This is a genomic window from Curtobacterium sp. PhB146, from assembly GCF_004342995.1.
Taxonomy (GTDB): domain Bacteria; phylum Actinomycetota; class Actinomycetes; order Actinomycetales; family Microbacteriaceae; genus Curtobacterium.
In genome coordinates this window covers 669344-686883 of sequence record NZ_SMBN01000001.1, presented here as the reverse complement: position 1 = coordinate 686883, position 17540 = coordinate 669344, and the positions used below count along the sequence as shown (strand labels likewise).

Genomic DNA, 17540 nt, shown 5'->3' with positions numbered 1-17540 from the left:
GCCGAGGCTCCGGCACGGAGCACCGACCCCTCCGCCGCCGCGACGGCTACTGCCTACGCCGTCGCGGCGGCCGCTGCCTTCGCTGCTGCGGGCAGCGCGTCGAGGATCCGTCCGACGGCCCGCTCGTCGTGGGCGGCCGTGACGAACCACGCCTCGAACACGCTCGGCGGCAGGGTCACCCCGGCGTCGAGCATCGCGTGGAAGAACGGCGCGTACCGGAAGACGTCCTGTGCCCGCACGTCGTCGTAGTTCCGCGGTGCGGTGTCCGTGAAGGCGAACGAGAACAGGTTGCCGGCGCGCTGCACGGTGTGGGCGACGCCTTCGGCCGACAGCGCGTCCGACGTGGCCGCGGAGATGACCGAGGCCGTGCGGTTCAGCGACTCGTACACCGACGGCGTCGCGGCCCGGAGCGTGGCGATGCCGGCGGCGACCGCGAGCGGGTTGCCGGACAGGGTGCCCGCTTGGTACACGGGGCCGAGCGGGGCGAGGAAGTCCATGACATCGCGTCGGCCGCCGAGCGCGGCGAGGGGCATGCCGCCACCGATGACCTTGCCGAACGTGATCAGGTCGGGCTTCCACCCGGCGCCGTCGGGGACGACCTTCGACGCCTCGAGGCCCCACCAGCCGGCCGACCCGACGCGGAACCCGGTCAGGACCTCGTCGACGATGAGCAGCGCACCGTGCGCCTGCACGATCTGCGCGAGCGCGCGGTTGAACCCGCGCTCGGGAGCGAGCACGCCCATGTTCGCCGCGGCGGCCTCGACGATGACGCCGGCGATGCGCTCGGAGTGCTCGTCGAACGCGCGGCGGACGGCGTCGAGGTCGTTGTACGGCAGCACCAGGGTCTGCGCCGCGGTCTCCTCGGTGATGCCCGCGCTGCCCGGCAGGGCCAGGGTGGCGACACCCGATCCGGCCTCGGCGAGCAGGGAGTCGGAGTGCCCGTGGTAGTGCCCGGCGAACTTCACGAGCAGGTCGCGGCCGGTGTAGCCGCGGGCCAACCGGATCGCCGTCATCGTGGCCTCGGTGCCGGTCGACACCATGCGGAGCTTCTCGATGGGGCCGTCGCCGTCGACCGACACCCGCTGCTTCACGAGCTCGGCGAGCTCGGTCTCGCCCGGGGTCGAGGCGCCGAAGGACAGTCCGCGCGCGGCGGCCTGCTGCACGGCCTCGACGGTGCCGGGGTGCGCGTGTCCGAGGATCGCGGGTCCCCACGACGCCACGAGGTCGACGTACTCGCGTCCCTCGGCGTCGGTGACGTACGCGCCCTTCGCCGACACCAGGAAGCGCGGGGTGCCGCCCACCGATCCGTAGGCACGGACGGGCGAGTTCACGCCGCCGGGGATCGCGTTCTTGGCGCGGCCGAACAGCTGGTCGTTCGTGGTCATTCGGGGGCCTTCCCGGTCGAGGCGATGCCGGCGACTGCGGCGGTGGTGCCGGAGGTGCGGAGACCGGCCTCCTGGTTGAGCTTCCGCGCGATGTCGACGGCGAAGTAGGTCAGGATCGCGTCGGCGCCGGCACGCTTGATGCCGATGAGCGACTCCATCGCGGCGGCGTCACGGTCGATCCAGCCGTTCTGCGCGGCTGCCGTGATCATCGCGTACTCGCCGGAGATCTGGTAGGCCCAGACCGGCACGGGCGACGTCGCAGCGGTCTCGGCGAGCACGTCGAGGTAGCTCATCGCCGGCTTCACCATGACGACGTCGGCACCCTCGTCGACGTCGAGCGCGACCTCGCGCAGCCCCTGTCGACCGTTGGCGGCGTCGATCTGGTAGGTCCGCCGGTCGCCGACGAGCGACGACGACACGGCCTCGCGGAAGGGGCCGTAGAAGGCGGAGGCGTACTTGGCCGCGTAGGCCAGCAGCGCGGTGCCGGTGTGCCCGGCGACGTCGAGCGCGTCACGCGCGGCGGCGATCTGGCCGTCCATCATGCCGCTCAGGCACACCAGTTCGGCGCCGGCCTCTGCCTGCGCGACCGCCATGTCGCGATACCGCAGCAGGGTCGCGTCGTTGTCGACGGAGCCGTCCGCCGCCAGGACGCCGCAGTGGCCGTGGTCGGTGAACTCGTCGAGGCACAGGTCGGACTGCACGACCAGGTCGTCACCGACCTCTTCCTTCGCCACGCGGATGGCCACGTTGAGGATGCCGTCCGGGTCGGTCGCGCCGGAACCGGTGGCGTCCTTCGTGGTCGGGACACCGAACAGGTTCACGCCGCCGATCCCGACCTCCGCAGCCGACACCAGGGCGCGACGGAACGAGTCGAGCGAGTGCTGCTGCACGCCCGGCATGCTCGAGATGTCGACGGCGTCGGTGGCGCCTTCGCGGATGAACATCGGCAGCACGAGTTCGGCTGGGTGCAGCCGGGTCTCGGCGACGAGCCGTCGCATCGCGGGGGTGGCGCGGAGTCGACGGGGGCGGACCTGGGGGAAACGGCCGGTCACGGGTGGCCTTCCTGTTCGGGGACGGTGGGGTTCAGGGCTTCGACGACGGCGTCGAGCAGGGCTTCTGCGGACCGGGTGGGTCCGACGACGTGGACCGGCAGTCCGGCCGCGCGCGCGTCGGCGGCGGTTCCGGGGCCGATGCAGGCCACGAGGGTGCGGGGGTCGAGCGGGGCCATCCGGCGGGCGATCTCGCGGGCGACGCTGCCGCTCGTCACGAGCACCGCGTCGGGCACCGCGTCGAGGGTGATCGGCTCGTCGCCGGTCCCCACGGTACGGTACGCGACCACGTCGTCCACGTCGATGCCGCGGGCCCGCAGTCCGTCGACGAGGGTCGGCGCGGCGATCTCGGAGCGCGGGAAGAGCACGGTGCCGTCGGTGTCCGGCAGCGCGTCGACGAGGGCAGCGGCCGAGGCCTGCTCCGGCACGAGGTCGACGACCCAGCCCGCAGCACGCGCGGCACGGGCGGTCGGCTCACCGACCGCCGCAACGCGGACACCGGACGGGAGGCCCGCCACGCGTTCTGCGAGCACCGTCACGGCCGTCGCACTGGTCACCACCACCCACGCGTACCCGGCCACGCGGGCGACGGCACGGTCGAGCGGGCCGCAGTCGAGCGGCGGCTCGGTCGTGATGAGGGGGACGACCCGCGGGTCGAGCCCGCGCTGCCGAGCCGCCGTCGCGACGCGCTCGCCCCACGCGCCACCCCGGGGGATGACGACGACGGGAGCGGGCGTGTCCGTGACGGGCTCTACTTCACCGAGTCGGTGAGGTCCGCCAGGTCGCCGGCACCGTTCTCGAGCAGCTCGGCGGCCACGCGGCCACCGACCTCGAGTGCTTCGGCGAGACGGTCCTGCGCGGATCCCTCGAGCACGGCCGCGTGCGACGCCGTGCGGTACTCGGCGCCGTCGGGGCTGTAGACGGTGGCGGAGACGAGCAGGAGCTCGGCGTCCACGACCGCGGTCGCACCGATCGGGGCGGAACAGCCGGCCTCGAGCTTCGCCAGGACCTCGCGCTCGGCCGACACCGTCAGGCGGGTCGGGGCGTGCTCGATCTTGCGCAGCGCGGCGAGCAGGTTCGTGTCGGTCTCAGCAGCACGGGTCTCGATCGCCAGCGCGCCCTGCCCCGGAGCACTCGGCCAGAAGCCGAGGTCGAGCAGTTCGGTGGCGGCCGACAGGCGGTCGATGCGGGTGAGCCCGGCGGCGGCGAGCACGACGGCGTCGAGGTCGTCGTCGACGCGACCGAGCCGGGTGTCGATGTTGCCGCGGATGTCGATGACGTCCAGGTCGGGGCGCTTCGCCTTGAGCTGCGCGACGCGACGCGGTGAGCCCGTGCCGACCTTCGCACCCTCGGGCAGGCTCTCGACGGTCGCGCCGTTCCGCGCCACGAGGACGTCGCGGGCGTCGGCACGCTTCGGTACGGCAGCGATCGTCAGGCCCGGGTACGGCGCGGTCGGCAGGTCCTTGAGCGAGTGCACCAGGACGTCGACCTCGCCGGCGACCAGGGCTTCACGCAGGGCGCTGGCGAACACACCCGTGCCCCCCAGCGACGCGAGCGAGGCGCGGTTCGTGTCGCCCTCGCTCGTGACGGTGACGAGCTCGACCGGGCGACCGGACGCCGCTGCCAGGCGGTCGGCGACGTCCTGCGACTGCGCGACCGCGAGCCGGCTGGCGCGGGTGCCCAGCCGGATCGGGGTCGGTGCGTCGGTCACGGAGCGACGCCAGCGGCGGCGGGCTTGAAGCCGGCGCGGACGTTCTCGCAGCAACCCGGGCGGCAGACGTCGTACCAGGGGCCGATGTCGGTCAGGTGCGGACGCTCGCTGGTGGGGGTGCCGTTGACGCGCTCGAGCACCAGGTCGACGAGACCGGAGACGTAGGCCGGGTCGACACCGGGGGTCTGCGTGCGGACCGACCAGAAGCCGAGCTCCTGCGCGGTCTCGGTGGCTTCCTCGTCGAGGTCCCACATGACCTCCATGTGGTCGCTCACGAAACCGAGCGGGACGATGAGCACGGCGCGGGTCGAGCCGCCCTTGAGCTCCTCGTTCATGTAGTCGTTGATGTCGGGCTCGAGCCACGGCTGCGTCGGGGGGCCGGAGCGCGACTGGTAGACGAGCTTCCACGCGGGCTTGGACGTGCCCTGCAGGTGCGCGTGCTCGGGCTGCTCGAGCAGCTCCGCCCAGGCCTGGTCGAGGACGACCTGCGCGACGGCGAGGTGCTGGGCCTCGTAGGCGCCGTGCTCGTCGAAGCCGCGGTAGTCCGGGCCGGACTTCGCAGCGTCGGTCGACGGGATCGAGTGGGTCGAGAACAGCACGTGCAGCTCGGTCGCGACGTCGAGGCCGTCGTTCTCGGCGATGGCCTTCGCCATGCCGTCACGGACGCCGTCGACGAACGGGCGGACGAAGCCGGGGTGGTCGAAGAACTGCCGGATCTTGTCGATCTCGATGGTGCCGAGCAGACCGGTCTCGTCGAGCACGCGCGCGTAGTCCTCGCGGTACTGGCGGCAGCTCGAGAACGACGAGTAGGCGCTCGTGGCGATCGCGATGAGCTTGTTGTAGCCCTTGTCGGCGGCCTCGGTGAAGGCGCCTTCCAGGTAGGGCTCCCAGTTGCGGTTGCCCCAGAGCACCGGCATGTCGATGCCGCGCGAGGCCAACTCGGCCTCGAGCGCCGCCTTCAACGCGCGGTTCTGCGCGTTGATCGGGCTCACGCCGCCGAAGTGCCGGTAGTGGTGCGCGACCTCCTCCAGACGCTCGTCGGGGATGCCGCGGCCGCGGGTGACGTTGCGCAGGAAGGGGATGACGTCGTCCTGGCCCTCGGGGCCACCGAAGCCGGCGAGCAGGATCGCGTCGTACGCGGTCGGGACCTCGACGTGCTCCGGGCCGGAAGCGGCCGCGGGGGTGGCGGCGAGGACGGGCTGACCGTTCGTGATCAGGCTGGTGTCGGTCATGACAGCACCTCCGGGAGTTCGGCGGTCGTCACGCGACGACCCGTGAAGAAGGGGACCTCTTCGCGCACGTGCAGACGGGCCTCGGTGGCACGCAGGTCGCGCATGAGGTCGACGAGGTCGACGAGCTCAGGGCTCTCGAGCGGCAGGATCCACTCGTAGTCGCTCAGGGCGAAGGTGGCGATGGTGTTCGTCAGGACGCGGCGGTACTTGGCGCCGGCGATCCCGTGGTCGCGCAGCATCTTCGAGCGCTCGTCTTCAGGCAGCAGGTACCACTCGAAGGAACGGACGAAGGGGTACACCGTGATCCACGCCTCGGGGTCCTTGCCACGCAGGAACGCGGGCGTGTGCCGCTTGTTGAACTCGGCTTCGCGGTGCATCGCCATCACGTGCCACACCGGTTCGGTGTCCTGGAACAGCCCGGTGCGGCGGATCTCGCGCAGCACGGCCTGGATGACCTGCGCGTCGTCGCCGTGCAGCCAGATCATGACGTCGGCGTCGGCGCGGAAGCCGGAGACGTCGTAGAAGCCACGGACGGTCACCCCGCGCTCGGCAGCGGACGCGACCACGGCGTCGAGCTCGGCCACGGCGTCGCCACCGACGCGGTGGACCGGGCCGAGTGGCCTGCGGAACACGGCCCAGAGGGCGTACGCCGTCATGAGGTTGGGATCGATCCCCGTCGCGGGGTCGGTCTCGTGCGGAGAGGTGTGCGCGGATGCAGGAGCGGGCGCGTCGGAACTCATGGGTCCTTGTCCTATCGGTTGCCAGGGTTGTGGCCGCCCCGCACCCGGTGGACCGCGCTCGGGCGGTCTACCGCCGTCGGAGCACCATCACGACGATACCCCCGACCACCGCTACTCCGGCTGCGAGGCCGGCCAGGTACGGGACCGGCTTCTCGTCGATGCCGCGCTTGACCTTCGACGCCGCGATGCCGATCTGCTTCGGCACGTTGAGCTTGTCCTCGATCGCGTCGAGGGTGTCGAACAGCTGGGCGCGGGTCGCGGCGACGCGGTCTGCGAGATCGTCGTGCGGATCGGTCACGGTTCCTCCGTCGGTGGTGCGGCTGTCGGGGCTCAGAACCGGCCGCCGACGTCCGGCTTGCGGCTGCCGTACTGGCTCGGCGGAGTGGGCTTCTTGCCCATCCCCTTCACCGCGTTGATGTCGTTCTTGACGCTGTCGATCGTGCGCTTCGGCGTGATCGGGAGGCCCTTCTTCAGGCGCTTCCAGCCGATCCACCCGAGGATGGCGGCGACGATCAGCATCACCACGGCGATCACGATCGCTGCGAGCCAGGCCGGCATCACGGTCGCCAGGCCCATCACGGCGGCGGTCAGGAGCACGCCGATCGCGTAGAGCACGATGACGAGTGCACCGACCAGCAGCCCCGCGGCGAGCCCGAAGATCTTGGCCTTCGTGAGCATCTCGGCCTTGAGCAGGTCGATCTCACCCTTGACCAGGCCCTTGACGAGCTTCGGGACGTCGCCCACCAGACCGAACAGCGAACGCGACTTGCGGTCGCGGGTGTCGGTCATGAGGTGGTGGTGTCCTTCTTCTGGCCGACCTTGCGGACGGCCTTCTTGGTCGTCTCACCGATGAACTCGGCGACGTCCGGGGTCTTGTCGGCGATGAAGTCCTCGGCGACGTGCACGCCCTTCTGGACGCCGTTGCTGTTCCAGACCTTGCCGCTGACGGTCTTGATCTGCTCGTACCGCGCCCGTCCGGCTCGCGATCCCAGGACGTACCCGAGTGCGGCGCCGGCGACGAACAGGAGCTTTCCGCGCATGTGCGATTCCTCCGTTGGTTCAGTGTGCGGTGGTCATGCGCCGAACGGAATACGTCCGACGGTCTCACCAACAGTAGCCCCCGGGCGGTCTGGGGTCCGCTCAGGAATCCAGGATCTGTCCAGCGGCGGTGCGGGCGGCCGCGGTGATCCCGGCCAGGCCACGTCCGGAGCTGGCCTCGCCGATGCCGACGACCCCCTCGGCCAGCCCGGCAGCGGTCAGGTCCGGACCGTGCCAGCGGACGCGCGCAGCGCCCGCGACCTGCGTCGCCGTCAGGGGGACGCCGAGCAGCGTGGCCGCGTCGTGCAGCGCTCGGGTGCCGACGGGTCCGTCCGGGTCGACCGGGAGGCTCGTGGCCGCGTCGTCGGGACCGCTCGCGCCCGGTGCGCTGGTCGCGTCGGCGGGCGTCGCGTAGCTCAGACGCAGCACGTGGCGGCCGGCAGCCGCCTCGGCGAGCCACGGCCACTTCACCGTCGCGTGCGTCAGGGCCTTCGCCGACACGGCCTGCGCGTCCGGGTGCACGAGCATCCCGGTCCCGCGGGGGGCTGCGTCGAGCTCGGGCTGGTCGACGACGAGCGTGACGAGCTCGATCCCGGTCCGGTCCGGCGCCGCGGTGCGCTCGGGATCGGGCACCGACGACAGGGTGTGCTGCGCGGGCAGGCGTTCGACCGTGCCGTCGGCGGAGACGACCTCGACCGCGTGCGCCTCGATCCGCGTCGCCCGGGTGTGCAGCCGGACGTCGACGCGGTAGGTCTCCATGTCGGCGACGAGTTCGTCCACGAGCCGGACGATCCCGCCGCGGATCCCCTGCACCGGGGTACCGGCGGCCGCGCGGGCCCGGAGTGCCAGGACCGCGCGGGCCAGCGAGCCCTCGCGGAGCAGTGCCGCACGGAGGCCGGGAGCCACCCGCTCCGGGTCGAGCTGGTCCGGGTGGGTGGAGTGCACCCCGCCGGCGATCGGGACGACCAGGTCGTCGAGGACCCGCTCCCCCATGCGCCGCCGGACGAGTTCACCCAGGGACTCCGCCTTGGCGCCGACCGGTCCGGGCAGCAGCGAGTCCATCTGTGCACGGAGCCCGCCCTTCTGCCCGACCACGGCGAGCACGTCGGCGGCCATCGGGGTGCTCGGGATGCCGAGGAGCCCCGTCGCGGGGATCGGCGACGTCCGGCCGTCACGGGTCATCAACCAGGCACCGCGCGGGTCCGGGGCGACGACGTCGTTGCCGAGCCCGAGTTCGATCGCCAGGCGGCCGACGGCGTCCGTGCGGGTCGCGAACGAGTCCGCTGCCATGTCGAGGTCGAGGCCGCCGACCGTGTGCCGCCGGATCATGCCGCCCAGCACGCCGGACGACTCGACGAGCACGACGTCCGCGCCGCCCTTCGCCAGGTCACGGGCCGTGACGAGTCCGGCGATCCCGCCGCCGACCACGACGACGTCGGTCACGCGGCAGCTCCATCAGTCCCGTCACCGAGCGAGTGGACCAGCTCGACGACGCGCGTCAACACCGTCGGGTCGGTCTCGGGCGGCACACCGTGGCCGAGGTTCACGACGTGGGCGCGGGCGGCGCCACCGCGGCGGACGACCTCGCGCACGTGCGCTTCGAGGACCTCCCACGGGGCCGCGAGCATCGCCGGGTCGATGTTGCCCTGCACGCTGACGCCGGTACCGACGCGGCGGACGGCCTCGTCGAGCGGGAGCCGCCAGTCGACCCCGACCGCGTCGACGCCGACCGTGTCGGTGCCGAGCGTGGTCATGTCGGCGAGGACCTCGCCGCTGCCGACACCGAAGTGGATGCGCGGCACGCCCAGGTCGGTCACGTGGGACAGCGCCTGCGCCGAGTGCGGTGCGACGTACCGGACGTAGTCGGCGCGCGACAGGGACCCGACCCACGAGTCGAAGAGCTGTGCGGCCGAGGCCCCGGCGAGCACCTGGGCCCGGAGGAACGCCCCCGACACCTCGGCCGCCCAGGCCAGCAGCCGCGACCAGGTCTCCGGCTCCGCGTGCATGAGGGTCCGTGCGCGGATGTGGTCCTTCGACGGGCCGCCCTCGACCAGGTACGCGGCGAGCGTGAAGGGTGCGCCTGCGAATCCGATCAGCGGGGTGTCGCCGAGCTGCTCGACCGTGCGGGCGACCGCCTGCCGGATCGGCTCGAGGGCCGCCGGGTCCAGCGGCTCGAGGGCGTCGACGTCCGCCGCGGTGCGGATCGGCGAGCCGAGCACGGGGCCGCGACCGGGGACGATCTCGACGTCCACGCCCGCGAGCTTGATCGGCACGACGATGTCGCTGAAGAAGATGCCGGCGTCCACCCCGTGCCGGCGGACGGGCTGCAGCGTGATCTCCGACGCCATCTCGGGGTCGAGGCACGCGTCGAGCATGGCCGTGCCCACCCGGAGCTCGCGGTACTCGGGCAACGACCGACCGGCCTGCCGCATGAACCACACCGGCAGCGTCTCCGGACGGTCACCCCGCAGGGCCCGGACGAGGCGGGACCCGCTCGTCCGCCCTGATGCCAGGGGGTGGGAGTCGGGGAGGGATGTGGTCGTCGCGTCGGTCACCGGATGATTGTCCCATCGAGCGCGTTACCATTGGCTACGTGCTCATCTGTCTCACGGCGTCGCATCGCAACGCCAGCTTCGACCTCTTGGAGCGACTGAGCATCGCTGCCCCGGCCGCAGCAGGCCACCTCGTGACGGATTCCGACGTCCTGGACGGCGCCGTCGTCCTCGCCACCTGCAACCGTTTCGAGGCCTACCTCGACATCGCCGGCGACGACCGCGACTCCGCCGTCGCCGCCACCGTGCAGGCCGTGGCCGCTGCGAGCGACCTGGACGCCACCGAACTGCGTGATTCGGTCAACGTGCTCGGCGGCAAGGACGTCGTGCAGCACCTGTTCGCCGTGTCGAGCGGGCTCGAGTCCGTCGTCGTCGGCGAGACCGAGATCTCCGGCCAGGTCCGCCGCTCGCTCGAGGACGCCCGGAGCAACGGCACCACCACCTCGGACCTCGAGCGGCTGTTCCAGGAAGCCGCCCACACCTCGCGCGGCGTCAAGACCCGCACCCGGATCGGTGCCGCCGGTCGTTCGCTCGTGCGCCTCGGCCTGCAGCTCGCGTCGTCGCGCGTCACCGACTGGGCCCACACCCGCGTGCTGCTGATCGGCACCGGCAGCTACGCGGCCACCACCATCGCGGCCCTGCGCGACCGCGGCGCCGTGCACATCCAGGTGTTCTCGCCCTCGGGCCGTGCCGCCTGGTTCGCCGCGAAGCACGACCTCGTCGCCGCCCGTGACCTGCGCCACGCGATCGGCACCAGCGACGTCGTGATCACCTGCACGTCGAGCGAGCTCCCGGTCGTCGCACCGGCCGACCTCGACGACGGCATCCGCCGCATCGTCATCGACCTCGGACTCCCCCGCAACGTCGACCCGGCTGCCGCCGGTGTCGACGGCGTCGAGCTGCTCGACCTCGAGACGATCAGCCTGCACGCCCCGATCTCCGAGCTGAACGCCGAGTCCGAGGCCCGCGCGATGGTCGACGACGCCGTGTCCCGCTTCCGGGCGCAGGCGCTCGAGCAGTCCACCACCCCGGCCCTCGTCGCCTTCCGCAAGCACGTGTTCGACATCCTCGACGACGAGATCGACCGCGCCAAGCGCCGCGGTGACGCCGACGGCGAGTCCGCCGAGCACACCGAGCGGGCGCTCCGGCACCTGGTGGGCGTCCTGCTGCACCGCCCCTCGGTCCGGGCCCGCGAGCTCGGCCGCGCCGGCCGTGGCGAGGAGTTCGTCGGGGCCATCGACGCCCTGTTCGGCGTGCGGCCCGAGCCCGAGGCAGAGTTGCCGGCGCCCGTCGTCCCGCTTGCCGACCGCACCGCACTGGACCCGACCGTCTCGAAGCGCGCCGACGAGGCGGACGCGAGCTGAGCCTCCCGGCCGACACGACCCAGCCACCCACGCTGCGGGTCAGCGCGCTCCTGCTGATCCGTGATCGACGCGTCCTGATGGTGCGTGCGCGAGCGCGCGACGTGCTCTACCTGCCCGGCGGCAAGGCCGAGCCGCACGAGACCGACCTCGACGCCGCCATCCGCGAAGCCCACGAGGAGACCGGTCTGCGGGTGACCGCCGATGACGTCGACCCGTTCGGCGTCGTCCTCGAGCCGGCCCACGGGCAGGCACCAGGCACCATGGTCGCGATGACCCTGTTCCTGGTCCGACCAGGAGGCCCGTTGGACTCCGCCACGCCCGTCGCCTCGGCCGAGGTCGACGAGGTCGAGTGGGTCACCTCGGCGGACGCCGGTCGCTGCCCGCCAGCGGGCGTGGAGACGCTCCGCCGCCTGGTGGCGGCGGAGCGCATCGACTAGTCGTCAGGCCTGGTCCTTGTCGACGTAGTGACCGGTCTCGCCGTCCTGCGTCGGTTCGGCCTCGCCGGGGATGTCCGACTCGACGTACTCGCCGTCGGGTCCGCTCGACTCCGGGCGGGCCTCGCCCGGGATGTCGCTCGCGACGAACTCGCCGACGGGTTCCGTCGTCGTGACGCGCTCCTCGCCGGGGATGTCGCTGTCCGTGAAGGCACCTGCGCGGGTCTCGACCCCGTCCGCGCGGCCCTCGTCGCCACGTGCCTGTTCGTGCTTGCCCGTCATGTCCGACCTCCGCTGCTCGGGTTCCTTGCTCCGGAGTGTGCTCGCGGTCCCTGGATGCCGACCGAACCGCGATCTCCCGGTGGTGGTTGCCTGTGCACCATGCAACGCAGCAGTCGATCGAAGTTCCTGCTCGCCGTCACCGGGCTCGTCGCAGTCGGGGCGTTGGCGGGTTGTGCCTCCGGCGGGGAGCCCTCCGCCACCGAGACGGTGACCGCACCCGCGCCGTCGCCGTCGGCGTCGTCGTCCTCGTCGGCGTCGTCGTCGTCCGCGACCCCGTCGTCCGGCTCGTCGGCGTCGGCCGGCACCGGTTCCGGGTCGTCCGGATCCGGCTCGTCGGGGTCCGGGTCGTCGGGGTCCGGGTCGGCCGCTGGCGGTCGCTGTGCCGCGTCCTCGCTCGCCGCCAGCATCGAGCCAGGCAGCGGCGGTGCGGCCGGCAGCGTCATCGTGCACCTCGCCCTGCAGAACACCGGGTCGACCACCTGCACCCTGCAGGGCTGGCCGGGCGTCTCGTTCGTCGGCGGCGGCAACGGCACCCAGATCGGTGCTGCGGCGACGCAGGAGAAGAGCTCACCGCACCCGACCGTGACCCTGGCCGCCGGGCAGACCGCCGTGGCGCCGCTCAAGATCGTCCAGGCCGGGAACTACTCGAAGGCCGACTGCTCGCCGAAGACCCCGGACGGCTTCCGTGTGTACCCGCCCGGATCCAAGCAGTCGCTGTTCGTGAAGGACGCCGACTACCAGGCGTGCTCGTCCGCCGATGCGTCGCTGCTGTCCGTGCAGGCGCTCGTGCCGGAGGGGCAGGCGACGTCGTAGCGGGTGGGTGACGGCTGGCTCGTCAGGCAGCCGGATCGCCGTGATGCCCACGAAGGGCACCTCCGGCAGTTCACCGGAGGCCCGGCGGCGGTGTCGGCCTCGGCCTGGCCGCCTCGGGCCTCGTGCACGATGGACCGGTGACCTTCGCCATCAGGGACGAACGACCGGGGACCGACGAACTCCTCACCCTCTACGAAGCCGTCGGGTGGACCGCGTACACGCAGGACCCCGCCGCCCTCGCCAGGGCGATCGCGGGCTCCGACACCGTGCTGACCGCACGCGACGACGACGACCGCTTGCTCGGGCTCGTCCGCACGGTGTCCGACGGCGTGACGATCGTCTACGTCCAGGACCTGCTCGTGGTGCCGGAAGCGCACCGGTCCGGCGTCGGCGGCGCGTTGCTCGACGCCGTCCTCGAGCGGTACGCGGGTGTCCGCCAGACGGTCCTGCTCACCGATGCGGAGCCAGGTCAGCGCGCGTTCTACGAGTCACGTGGCTTCGTCGAGGTCCACGACGTCGCCCCGCAGCCGTTGCGGTCGTTCGTGGTCCTCCGCTGAGCACCGATGGGTCTCGCGACCGATACCGCACTGCGACGGCCCGTTCCTAGACTCACGGCATGGGGGCTCGAAGACGAACACGGTCCGCGGCAGCGATCGCGACCGCACTCGGGGCCCTTCTGGCACTCGCAGCGTGCACGATGCCACCGCCGCCGCACGGGTCGGAGTCGGCGCTCGCGGACCTGATCGCGGACGTCGATCGGCTGCCCGGCGTGGGCTCGACCGAGGGCGAGATCCGCCAGTTCGACGCCAAGGACGACCCGGACAACTGGCTCACGTCGCTCCGGGTCACCGCGGACACCGCCGACCTCGCCGTCGCCGAGCGGGTCCGGCGGACGGCCGAGCGCGGTGTCACCGGCACGACGCTGCAGGTGACACTCGACGTGCCGTCTGCGCGGAAGACCGCTCCGGTCAGCCTCGATCCGATGGACCGCAGGGTCGTCGGCCTGGCCGGTCGGCTGCGCACGCGGACCTTCGTGCGACAGCTGTGGATGACCCCGACCGGTTCGAGGATCGGGCTCGTGCGGGACGTCAGCTTCAGCGATGCAGCGAAACGTGTGCGGACGATCACCGGTCCAGAGCCGACGAACACGAGTACGACGAGGACGACGACCTTGAGCCGCGGCGACGTGTCCGTCGACGTCACGGCCACGCACCCCGGCCGGGCCCTGATGCGCATGATCGACACACTCGCCGACGACCACCACGTGGAGCGCCTCTACTACTCGCCCGGGACGACGTACGCAGACGCGGCGCGGGCCCCCGACGACGCTTCCGGCCTCCCGGCAGTGGCCGATCGGCCGTCCCTGTCGATCGGCGTGCGTCCGCTCGGCGACGTCGCCGAGACCCTCGCCGCGACGACGGACGAGGCAGCCGATGCACACCGCGCACCGCGGACCGCCTTCGACCTGGGCAGCGGCGCGGTCAGTGGGTGGCTCGGGCTCCCCCTCGACGCACCCAAGCCGCGGGATGTCGGTCCGGACGGCGACGCACCGACGAGTCCCACGCCGACCCCGTGGGTCCCTGCAGACGTCGACGACCGCGCCACCGTGCTCCGCGCGTTCCTCGAGCGGTCAGCAGCCGCCGCCGGGGTCCCGGCGACCGTGACGACGGGCACCGAACAGTGCGCGACGTCCGGGTCGTCCGACCCGACCGGCACCCGGGCGACGGCGCTCAGCGTGGTGCCCGTGTTCGACGTGGTCGACGACGCCCAGGAGCCGTTCGACGCCGTGACCGCGCTCTGGACGTCCGAGGGCCTCGGGGTCAGTGACCGCGCGATGGGCCGCGACTCCTGGTCGTCTTCCTCCGGCGCAGACCCGGCCACCGCCAGCATCCGCGGCACCGTCGACGGGTTGAGCCTCACCGCCGAGTCGGCTTGCGTGCCGCCACCCGACGCAACGTCCGAGGGGAACTGAGCGACCCGGTCAGCGGCGCGCCGGGGCGTGCACTGCCTCGAGTAGTTCGGTGCCCATGGTCCGCAGTGCCTCGATGACCGCGAGGCGCCGCTGCAACGAGGCGTCGTCGAACGTCACCGTCACGGCGTAGCTGACCGACGAGCCCGGACCCCGGAGGATCCCGGCCTCGGCACGGACGCCCGTACTCGACCCGGTGACCGCGACGACCTGCAGCCCGTGGTCGAGCGCACGGTGCGCCAGGGGGTCGAGGCCGAACGAGCCGGCGACCAGGTTCAGATCGCTCGCCAGCGACAGCCAGCCGAGCACCCGGTTCGAGACCGCTTCGTCCACGACCTCGCCGAGCGCCAGTCCGCGCATCACCCACGCGAGCTCACCCGTCGGGGCCACCGAGGCGTCCGGGGCGTCGTCCGGACCACGACGGTCGCGCACCCGGTCGATCAGCGCGGTCCGCTCGATGCCGAGCGACTCCGCACGCTCGCGGACGGCGTCGATGCCGACCGTCGACAGCAGTGCGTTCATCGCCCAGGTGTCACCGGTGGCGCCGACCAGGGTCGCCAGGTCGGGCACCTGCATCGTCGGTTCCTGCAGGAACTGCCACAGCCCGGCGCCGGTCGCGGTGTCCCGTGCCATGCGCTGGAGGCGGTCGCCGTGCAGGCGTCCGTCCTCGAGCTGTGCCGCGACCTCGATCAGCAGCAGCACCCTGCCGAGGCTCGCGACGGGCTGCACGACGGTGTCGTCGATCGCGAGCAGGGCCTTGCCGGTCGAGGTGTCGATCACCGAGGCGCTGACGCCGGCGCCGTCGAGGGCGAGGGCACCGAGGGCCTCGGTCGTGGCGCCGAAGCGGTCGTCCGGCCGACCGCTGTGCCGACCGCGGGCCCGACCGCCACCATCCGAGCGGTCCTCCGGCCGCCGACGGCGTGACGACCGAGCCGCGTCCGGCTCCACCATCACCAGATCGCGACGCGCTCGGCGGGGTCGAGGTACATCGCGTCCTTCTCGGTCACGCCGAACGTGTCGTAGTAGCCGTCGATGTTGCGGACGACCTGGTTGCACCGGAACTCGTTCGGCGAGTGCGGGTCGATCGACAGCAGGCGCGCGGCTTCCTCCGGACGGATCGCCATCTGCCACGCCTGCGCCCAGCTCAGGAAGAACCGCTCGGCACCGGTCAGGCCGTCGACGACCGGGGGCTCCTGACCGTCGAGCGACAGCAGGTACGCCTTCCACGCGATCGACAGGCCACCGAGGTCGCCGATGTTCTCGCCGATCGTCAGGGCACCGTTGACGTGGCCGTCCGGCACCTCGGTCGGGACGAGCGCGTCGTACTGGGCGATGAGGGCCTTCGTGCGCTCCTCGAACGCCGTGCGGTCGGCCTCGGTCCACCAGTTCTCGAGCTTGCCGTCGCCGTCGTACTGCGAGCCCTGGTCGTCGAAGCCGTGCCCGATCTCGTGGCCGATGACGGCACCGATCGCACCGTAGTTGGCGGCGGCGTCGCGGTCGGCGTCGAAGAACGGGAACTGCAGGATCGCCGCGGGGAACACGATCTCGTTGAAACCGGGGTTGTAGTACGCGTTGATCGTCTGCGGGGTCATGAACCACTCGTCGCGGTCGATCGGCTTGCCGATCTTGCCGAGCTCGCGGTCGACCTGGAACGACGCGACGGCGCGGACGTTCGCGACCAGGTCGTCGGGCACGACCGGCAGCGCCGAGTAGTCGCGCCACTTGACCGGGTACCCGATCTTCGGCGTGAACTTGTCGAGCTTGTCGAGGGCACGCGCACGGGTCTCGTCGGTCATCCAGTCGAGCGCCGTGATGCTCTGCCGGTACGCCTCGACGAGGTTGGCGACGAGGTCGTCCATCGTGGCCTTCGAGGTCTCGTCGAAGTGCTCCTGCACGTAGATCCGGCCGACGGCCTCGCCCATCGCGCCCTCCACCAGGGAGACGCCGCGCTTCCAGCGCTCGCGCTGCTTCGGCGCCCCGGTGAGGGCGGTGCCGTAGAACGAGAAGTTCGTGGCCGAGAACGCGCTCGTCAGGTACGCGGCCGAGCCACGGATGACCTGCCAGCGCAGCCAGTCCTTCCAGACCTCGAGCCGCTGGTCGCGCAGGAGCTCGGCCAGGCCCGTGATGAACGACGGCTCGCGGACCACGACCGTCTCGAACGCGCCGGACGGTGCGTCGATGGCCTGCCACCACGTCTGCAGGTCGATGCCCTCGGCGAGCGCCGCGACCTCGGCCCAGGGCAGCTTGTTGTAGGTCTTCTGGCTGTCGCGGGTGGTGACGTTGTCCCAGTGCTTCGACGCCAGGGCCGTCTCGAGCGCGATGACGTGCTCGGTGCGGTCGCCGCCGTCCTCGAACCCGGCGAGCGGGAACATCGCCGCGACGAACTCGCGGTACTTCGTCCGGATGTCGGCGAAGCGCTCTTCGCGGTAGTACGACTCGTCGGGCAGACCGAGGCCGGACTGCTCGAGGAACACGACGTAGGACTCGGGGTCGCCCGGGTCGTTGTCGACGAAGAGCTGCAGGAAGCTCGGCAGCCCCAGGCGCTCGAAGCGTCCGACGGTGGCGATGAGCTCGGGCACGGACTCGATGGCCGTGATCTCGGCGAGGAGCGGCTCGATCGGCGCGGTGGCGAGCTCTTCGAGCCGGGCTTCGTCGGTGAAGGACGAGAAGAGGTCACCGACCTTGCGCTCCTCGGTGCCGGGGGCGGCCTGCTGCGAGCGCTCGATGATCGCGCGGACGGCGAGTTCGGCGGCCTCGGCCAGCACCGTGAACGAGCCGTAGCGGGCCTTGTCGTCGGGGATCGGCGTCTCGGCGATCCAGGTGCCGTTCACGTGGCGGTACAGGTCGTCCTGGGGGCGCACCGCGGGGTCGAGTTCGTCAGTGTGGATGCCGGAGGCACGTGCGACGTCGGTCATGCCGTCCACGATAGCCACCGACGCCATGCAGCAGGTCGGTGTCCGTCGTCACCTGC

At 72.0% G+C, this 17540-nt stretch carries 19 protein-coding genes; 5 read left to right on the top strand and 14 right to left on the bottom strand.

From position 1 onward, the window contains the following. Positions 1–53: 53 nt before the first annotated feature. The 11 genes from hemL to hemE form a co-directional block, all read right to left on the bottom strand. On the bottom strand, positions 54–1385 hold the full coding sequence (gene hemL / locus EDF33_RS03380; RefSeq protein WP_131880881.1) for a glutamate-1-semialdehyde 2,1-aminomutase: 1332 nt from the start codon (positions 1383–1385) through the stop codon (positions 54–56). Next, the gene (gene hemB, locus EDF33_RS03375; protein WP_279388036.1) at positions 1382–2437 is read right to left on the bottom strand and encodes a porphobilinogen synthase; all 1056 of its coding nucleotides are present in this window, start codon (positions 2435–2437) and stop codon (positions 1382–1384) included. The genes hemL and hemB overlap by 4 nt, the downstream gene beginning before the upstream one ends. Beyond that, entirely contained in the window at positions 2434–3150 is a 717-nt protein-coding gene (locus EDF33_RS03370) for a uroporphyrinogen-III synthase (RefSeq protein ID WP_279388047.1), read from the bottom strand. The genes hemB and EDF33_RS03370 overlap by 4 nt, the downstream gene beginning before the upstream one ends. Positions 3151–3185: 35 nt before the next feature. Further along, a complete protein-coding gene (gene hemC, locus EDF33_RS03365; RefSeq protein ID WP_131880877.1) occupies positions 3186–4145 on the bottom strand; it encodes a hydroxymethylbilane synthase in 960 nt (319 codons plus the stop codon). Beyond that, a complete protein-coding gene (locus EDF33_RS03360; RefSeq protein WP_123294509.1) occupies positions 4142–5377 on the bottom strand; it encodes a ferrochelatase in 1236 nt (411 codons plus the stop codon). Before EDF33_RS03360 ends, hemC begins: the two co-directional genes overlap by 4 nt. Beyond that, a complete protein-coding gene (hemQ, locus tag EDF33_RS03355; protein ID WP_207906622.1) occupies positions 5374–6117 on the bottom strand; it encodes a hydrogen peroxide-dependent heme synthase in 744 nt (247 codons plus the stop codon). Before hemQ ends, EDF33_RS03360 begins: the two co-directional genes overlap by 4 nt. Before the next feature lie 67 nt (positions 6118–6184). Beyond that, entirely contained in the window at positions 6185–6415 is a 231-nt protein-coding gene (locus EDF33_RS03350; protein ID WP_111083767.1) for a DUF3618 domain-containing protein, read from the bottom strand. A gap of 32 nt (positions 6416–6447) precedes the next feature. Further along, positions 6448–6906: a phage holin family protein gene (locus EDF33_RS03345; RefSeq protein ID WP_111083766.1), complete on the bottom strand. Its 459-nt coding sequence runs from the start codon at positions 6904–6906 to the stop codon at positions 6448–6450. Further along, entirely contained in the window at positions 6903–7157 is a 255-nt protein-coding gene (locus EDF33_RS03340; RefSeq protein WP_017887727.1) for a hypothetical protein, read from the bottom strand. Before EDF33_RS03340 ends, EDF33_RS03345 begins: the two co-directional genes overlap by 4 nt. Before the next feature lie 100 nt (positions 7158–7257). After that, positions 7258–8598, bottom strand: a complete 1341-nt coding sequence (locus tag EDF33_RS03335; RefSeq protein ID WP_132099285.1) for an FAD-dependent oxidoreductase — start codon at positions 8596–8598, stop codon at positions 7258–7260. Further along, a complete protein-coding gene (gene hemE, locus EDF33_RS03330) occupies positions 8595–9710 on the bottom strand; it encodes a uroporphyrinogen decarboxylase (RefSeq protein WP_131880872.1) in 1116 nt (371 codons plus the stop codon). Before hemE ends, EDF33_RS03335 begins: the two co-directional genes overlap by 4 nt. Before the next feature lie 38 nt (positions 9711–9748). On the opposite strand from hemE, the gene EDF33_RS03325 reads away from it, so the two are divergent. Further along, complete coding sequence (locus tag EDF33_RS03325; RefSeq protein WP_123294506.1) at positions 9749–11071, top strand: glutamyl-tRNA reductase; 1323 nt, start codon at positions 9749–9751, stop codon at positions 11069–11071. Then, positions 11068–11508, top strand: a complete 441-nt coding sequence (locus EDF33_RS03320) for an NUDIX domain-containing protein (RefSeq protein WP_279388046.1) — start codon at positions 11068–11070, stop codon at positions 11506–11508. The genes EDF33_RS03325 and EDF33_RS03320 overlap by 4 nt, the downstream gene beginning before the upstream one ends. Positions 11509–11511: 3 nt before the next feature. Here the strand turns inward: EDF33_RS03320 and EDF33_RS03315 are convergent, their stop codons facing one another. After that, positions 11512–11787, bottom strand: coding sequence for a hypothetical protein (locus EDF33_RS03315; RefSeq protein ID WP_123294504.1), 276 nt, complete (start codon positions 11785–11787; stop codon positions 11512–11514). A 99-nt stretch (positions 11788–11886) separates the two neighbouring features. On the opposite strand from EDF33_RS03315, the gene EDF33_RS03310 reads away from it, so the two are divergent. The 3 genes from EDF33_RS03310 (at position 11887) to EDF33_RS03300 (ending at position 14572) form a co-directional block, all read left to right on the top strand. After that, a complete protein-coding gene (locus tag EDF33_RS03310) occupies positions 11887–12600 on the top strand; it encodes a DUF4232 domain-containing protein (protein ID WP_123294503.1) in 714 nt (237 codons plus the stop codon). A gap of 137 nt (positions 12601–12737) precedes the next feature. Next, complete coding sequence (locus tag EDF33_RS03305; RefSeq protein WP_123937197.1) at positions 12738–13157, top strand: GNAT family N-acetyltransferase; 420 nt, start codon at positions 12738–12740, stop codon at positions 13155–13157. A gap of 140 nt (positions 13158–13297) precedes the next feature. Beyond that, entirely contained in the window at positions 13298–14572 is a 1275-nt protein-coding gene (locus EDF33_RS03300; RefSeq protein ID WP_132099284.1) for a hypothetical protein, read from the top strand. Between the two features lie 9 nt (positions 14573–14581). On the opposite strand, the gene EDF33_RS03295 is transcribed toward EDF33_RS03300, so the two are convergent. Both EDF33_RS03295 and EDF33_RS03290 read right to left on the bottom strand, forming a co-directional pair. After that, complete coding sequence (locus EDF33_RS03295) at positions 14582–15520, bottom strand: serine hydrolase (RefSeq protein WP_131880861.1); 939 nt, start codon at positions 15518–15520, stop codon at positions 14582–14584. Further along, positions 15520–17484, bottom strand: coding sequence for a M13-type metalloendopeptidase (locus EDF33_RS03290; RefSeq protein ID WP_132099283.1), 1965 nt, complete (start codon positions 17482–17484; stop codon positions 15520–15522). Before EDF33_RS03290 ends, EDF33_RS03295 begins: the two co-directional genes overlap by 1 nt. Positions 17485–17540 lie beyond the last annotated feature (56 nt).